General features: G+C 75.2%; 1 protein-coding gene and 1 pseudogene. Both read right to left on the bottom strand.

From position 1 onward, the window contains the following. Window positions 1–591 (bottom strand): annotated as a pseudogene (locus L7D48_RS28645) (histidine kinase); the annotation flags it as partial. Between the two features lie 46 nt (window positions 592–637). Then, a partial coding sequence (locus L7D48_RS28640) for a hypothetical protein (protein WP_308312367.1) occupies window positions 638–1660 on the bottom strand: 1023 nt, incomplete at its 5' end.

Below are 1660 nucleotides of genomic sequence, written 5' to 3'. Positions count from 1 at the left end.
GCCGAGCAGGGCGGGGGCGCAGCGGGCCAGCAGGGCGCCCGCGGCCCACACCGCCGCCACCAGGGCGGCGAGCAGGGCGGCCGCGGTCGCCGGTGCCGTCCACAGGGCCGTGTCGGGTGTGTTCCAGTGCCACTGCCAGCGGCTTTCGCGCAGTTCGCGGGAGAAGGGCATGGCCGTCAGCACCGCCGCGGCGGGCGGGATGGCCAGGGTGGCGCCGCTGACCGGTGCGCCCAGCCCGAGGTGGAGGGTGAACCACACCGCTGTGCGCCGCCGGGCGGCCCAGGAGGTGGCCGGTGCGGTGGTGAGCTCTCCGCCGGGGGTGCGGCACAGTGCCCGTGCGGCGGTGCTCTCCAGGGTGCGGGTCAGTGGGAGGAGCGCGGTGGCGGCGGCCGGTGGCAGGGACAGGCCGTATGCGGCGAGTTGCCAGCCCGGTTGCCGCAGGGGGTCGGCGCCGGGTACGGCGATGGAGATCACCACGGTGGTCAGCAGGAAGTACGGCATCAGCAGTGCGCCGCCCAGCAGCAGGTGGACCCAGCGCAGCCGCAGCCGCCGGATGTGTTCCGTGCCCGTCCCGCTCACTTCGTCCACCATGCCCGCCCTGACAGTCCTGCTCGTCCTGGTCGCCTCGGCCTTCCGGTCACCGCGCGGCGGTGTGCCGGGTGTGTGCGGTGGCCGGTGTGTGTGCGGTGGCCGGTTCGGCGGCCCGCTCGGCGAACAGGTGGGCTCCGGTGGCGAGTACGAGCATCCCGGCGAGCACCTCCACAGAGTAGGTCAGTGTCATCAGTGCGGTGGCCTGCTGGGACGGATCCACCATGCCGTCGTTGAAGGCGCCGGTCAGCAGGGACCAGCCGCCTCTGGTGGCCAGGACGGCGCTTCCGGTCCAGGCCAGGGCGACGGCGGTGCGCAGCCGTACCGCCACGGTCCGGCCGGCGGGGAAGGCGAGCAGCAGCACGCCCGTCGCGGCGGCGGCCGCGGCGAGTGCGTCCAGGCCCGCGATCAGCCGGAAGGCGCTGTCGGCCTGTCCGGCCCGGTGGGCGGGGAGTCCGGCCGTGGCGCCGGCCGACCACAGCAGGTGTGCCGTCAGGGGGAGCAGTGCGGCCGCGGCGGCGGTCACCGCGATCGTCCGCCGGGCGGGGGCGGTGGGTGCGTCGGTGTCCAGTGCGGCGAGGCGGCCGCGCAGCAGGTGGCCCCAGCGGTCGCGTACGTAGAGGGCGGCCAGGGTGCCGAGGGTGAGTGCCTGGACGGCGAAGCCGGTGTAGACGACGGTGAAGACCCAGGCGTCCAGGGACGCCTGGGTCTCCTGGGTGACGGTGCCGTCGCCGGTGGCCGCTGCCAGCAGTGAGAGGACGGGGACGGCGACGGCGATGGGGGTGAGCAGTCCGGTGGCGGTCCACAGGGGCAGGGCGGTCAGCCAGGCGGGCAGCCGTCTGCCCCAGGGGAGGGTGAGGGCGAGGGCGAGGACGACGACCGCGGCGTCCATCGCCACGGTCAGGGAGTTGGCGAGGGCCAGTGAGGCGGTGTTCTCGGGGGCGCGCAGTTCGCTGCCCTCCGGGATGCCGACGTGGAGGCCGCACAGCCATGCGGTCTTGAGGGCCAGGTACGGCAGGCAGGCGGCGATGGTGACGGCGCGCAGCAGTCGGCGCAGGGGGCCGGTGCGGGT

The sequence above is a fragment of the Streptomyces sp. ICN903 genome (assembly GCF_022015835.1).
Taxonomy (GTDB): domain Bacteria; phylum Actinomycetota; class Actinomycetes; order Streptomycetales; family Streptomycetaceae; genus Streptomyces; species Streptomyces fenghuangensis.
Note: the sequence above shows the minus strand (reverse complement) of the source record. Positions and strands in the feature narration are given on the sequence as shown.